Consider the following 3,579-nt stretch of genomic DNA (forward strand, 5'->3'; position numbering starts at 1 on the left):
GTGTCAGTCTGTAGAGCGACCATAAGACCAGAACAGAGTAAATCTGTTAAGGCAGGTGCGGAACCCCGCAAGGGAAAGAAGCAGAAACCTAAATCGTGAGGTTTGGGAATCACCGTCCGTTTACGGCGGTGAGGATGTCAAGGCTTTTAGGCTATCATAACTTTTACCCCCCCCTAAACAGTTACGTTAATTCTATGATCAAACCCAATTTCCTATTTTTGTTAGCTATCGGTGTGAGCAGTTGGGGTCATAATTTCCAGACTTTACCCACGGCTAACGCTCAAACTCCACCTAGGTTAGAGCAACCCCAGACTGTCGCCACTTACGATCAGTTGATGAAAGCTGGTTACGAAGCTACAGCCCAAAGAAATTACCAACTCGCCCTAGAAAAATTTCAACAAGCTCTGGCACAACGTCCGAACGATACATTTGCTCAAAATGCGATCGCTAATACCCAGAAGTATCTAGGTCAAAACGCCGCGGCCGCCAACGCAGCCGCCGGAAATGAGACTTCACCAATACCGTTAATTGCTGGCTCGGCTCTGTTATCCATCGCTTTATTGGCAGCTTTACTATCGCTTTTCTTTCAATATCGTCCCAAGGGCAAAGCCTCAAAACGCCGCAAAAAGACAACTTACGTCAATCCTAAAAACCCACTCAACAACTTTTCTAGGGGCAATGGCAATTCCTTCGACGCGGACACCAAAACGGGCAGTGACATTAATGGCAGTGGTGAAGAGGATTTCGAGCCTTCTTTGCCCGTACAAGCTACCTCCCGTATCCCGAACGTAGACTTAATCCTGCGTTTAATTGAAAGTCTTCGCGATGACGATCCCCGTACCCGTAGAAGGGCGGTTTGGAAACTGGCACAGATGTCCGATTCTAGGGCAATGCAGCCTTTAGTCGATAGTATGGTGGATGGGGATTCCTACGAACGCAGTTTAACCCTAGAAGCCCTCGCTCAAATCTGTACCCGCTCCCTGCGACCGATGAACCAAGCTTTGGCTATCTCTCTCCAGGATAAAAATCCCCAAGTGCGGAAAAATGCTATCCGGGATTTAACCAGACTCTACGATATCATGTCTCAGATCAGTCAATTAATTTGTCATGCCCTCGATGATTCCGATGAAGAAGTGCAAGAAACAGCACGCTGGGCAATCAGACAGTTAAATCTGCAATTACCGCCCCGTTTAGATATTGCTCCCCTAGAAACCACTGGTGAACCGGAAGATGATGACGTACAGGATACTTCCTTCACTGAAACCACACCCACAGAGGTGCAAAATTGAGTCGAAAACTGTTATTTATCTCCACCCCCGTGGGATTTTTGGGTTCGGGGGGCGGCGGTGGCGTAGAATTAACTCTTTATAATCTCGCTCGCACTCTGACCAGGCAAGGCTATCTGGTGCGGGTAGTGGCTCCAGAAGCCTCGCAGTTGCATGATATTCCCTTAATCACTATAGCAGGAAATGCCCAGATTTCCGCCCAAAGTCAGGGCCGGCAAGCCCCGATTTTAATGCCCGAAAATGCCGTTTTGGCCAATATGTGGCACTACGCCCAACAGATACAAAATCAGTACGATTTAATTATTAATTTTGCCTACGATTGGCTCCCTTTTTATCTCACTCCTTTTTTTGCCACTCCCGTCGCCCATTTAGTCAGCATGGCTTCCGTTTCTTTGGCGATGGATCATATTATTGAAAAAACCTACAGCAATTTTCCCCATTTACTGGCTTTTCACACCCTCGCCCAAGCGGAAACTTTCTCCCTCTCTCCCCCCTATCGCTGTTTAGCTAATGGTTTAGACCTATCTTTGTATCAGTTTCGGGCCGATTCCTCCCCCTGTCTAGCCTGGGTGGGACGGATTGCCCCGGAAAAGGCTTTGGAAGATGCGATCGCCGCTTGTCAACAGTTAGGTGTGCCTTTACGGGTTTTCGGTCATATTTCCGATCCTCTCTACTGGCAAAATTTACAGGATACCTATAGTTTCGATTTAGTCGATTATCGCGGGTTTTTGCCCACCGGGAGCCTACAAAAAGAGCTAGGCGACTGTTTTGGCCTGTTGATGACCCCGCGCTGGGTTGAGGCTTTTGGTAACGTGGCTATTGAAGCTTTAGCCTGTGGTGTTCCCGTAATTGCCTATCGTCGTGGTGGTCCGGTAGAAATTATCGAAGATGGAAAAACTGGTTTTTTAGTTGAACCCGATAGTATCGAGGGATTAGTTACAGGAATTAAAAATTTAGACCGGATCGATCGATATTCTTGTCGTGCAGTAGTCGAGCAAAAATATTCCCTAGAAGCTTTGGCAAATCGAGCTATTAATTGGTTTGAAGAAATTTTTACTCGCAAAAAATAAATAGGATCTCTTGGTTTAGTCTGGTTAAATCTAGCCTAGCATCAACTTTTCTATCGGGTTATCCCAGAAGGGTTTGGGATCAACCACGGAGGCACAAAGAACACAAAGTCAAAACAGATTCGATATTAATTTTGCTTAGTTACTTAGATAAATTTTGCTGCTAGAGTTGATTTAAACCCTGTATGATCTATGGCAAGATTGAACCAAGAATTGTTATGTGACGAGGCAGCTGTCTTCTCAGCTTTGGAATCTCAACATCAAGAATCTTCACTCTAAATTTTTGGACTGGGATATTCCTTAATTATTTTTGTTTATGAAAAGTTAGATGATAGCCTAAATCGTACTGCCAGTTTAAGAATTATCAGGACAATTTTTGTCAGTGCCGAAAGAACAGCCGATTTCCAGATGACTTGTGGTATCCGCAACATCTTAAACAATCAGGGAAACAAAGATGATTTAATTGCTTTTATTTTAGAGAAAAACTTACCTGTTGATGAAATGGAAGCGGCCAATATAGCTGATGAAATTCTTGTTCATCCCCCGGGGGAAGGTTTTTTAACTATTTCTAATGCCTTACAATGGAGATTACAATATACTAGGGTAATCGATCTTGCCGGTCAAGAAGAAGGATTAATACCCATTTATAGAGAGAATTAGTGATGCAAGCTTCTCAGGTTAAAATTGAATATGGAGACTTTCAAACTCCCCCGTAGTTAACCGAAAAGATTTGTCAAAAATTATGGCAAATTCATGTTAACCCCGATGTTATTATTGAGCCAACTTGTGGTATAGGTAACTTTTTAAAAGCAGCAGCACTTACCTTTAAACAAACTGAAAAAATCCTCGGCTTTGAAATTAATCCTAATTATATCACTCAGATTAATCAAGATCGGCAAATATGCCAAGATAAAAGAATACAAGTTGAACAGAAGAATTTTTTTGATTGTGACTGGTATTCTCTGACTCAAGCATGGAAAGAGAATATTTTATTCTTGGGGAATTTGCCTTGGATAACCAACTCAAAACAAGGACTTATTAACGGAAAAAATTTACCGCAAAAAAGTAACTTTCAAGGTTATCAGGGTTTAGATGCTATCACAGGAAAAAGTAACTTTGATATTTCAGAATGGATGTTAATTAAATTGATTGAATGTCTTAATCATCGTTCAGCTTATCTGGCAATTATCTGCAAAACAGCCGTTTCTAGAAAAATTTTGAACTAT

General features: G+C 42.8%; 2 protein-coding genes and 2 pseudogenes. All 4 read left to right on the top strand.

The window, feature by feature from the left end; translation table 11 throughout:
* Positions 1–194 precede the first annotated feature (194 nt).
* Complete coding sequence (locus tag O9300_RS19110) at positions 195–1,289, top strand: HEAT repeat domain-containing protein (protein WP_287973405.1); 1,095 nt, start codon at positions 195–197, stop codon at positions 1,287–1,289.
* Positions 1,286–2,356 carry a glycosyltransferase family 4 protein gene (locus O9300_RS19115; protein ID WP_287973407.1) on the top strand — a complete coding sequence of 357 codons (1,071 nt, stop codon included), beginning with the start codon at positions 1,286–1,288 and terminating at the stop codon, positions 2,354–2,356. Before O9300_RS19110 ends, O9300_RS19115 begins: the two co-directional genes overlap by 4 nt.
* 276 nt (positions 2,357–2,632) lie before the next feature.
* A pseudogene (locus O9300_RS19120) lies at positions 2,633–3,013 on the top strand (restriction endonuclease); the annotation flags it as partial.
* Between the two features lie 2 nt (positions 3,014–3,015).
* Positions 3,016–3,579 (top strand): annotated as a pseudogene (locus O9300_RS19585) (SAM-dependent methyltransferase); the annotation flags it as partial.

This window comes from Microcystis sp. LE19-195.1E (assembly GCF_027532095.1).
Lineage (GTDB): Bacteria > Cyanobacteriota > Cyanobacteriia > Cyanobacteriales > Microcystaceae > Microcystis > Microcystis aeruginosa.

Excerpts from the sequence above, each read along its gene's own strand:
- O9300_RS19110 (WP_287973405.1), top strand. The coding sequence starts at position 195 with ATGATCAAACCCAATTTCCTATTTTTGTTAGCTATCGGTGTGAGCAGT.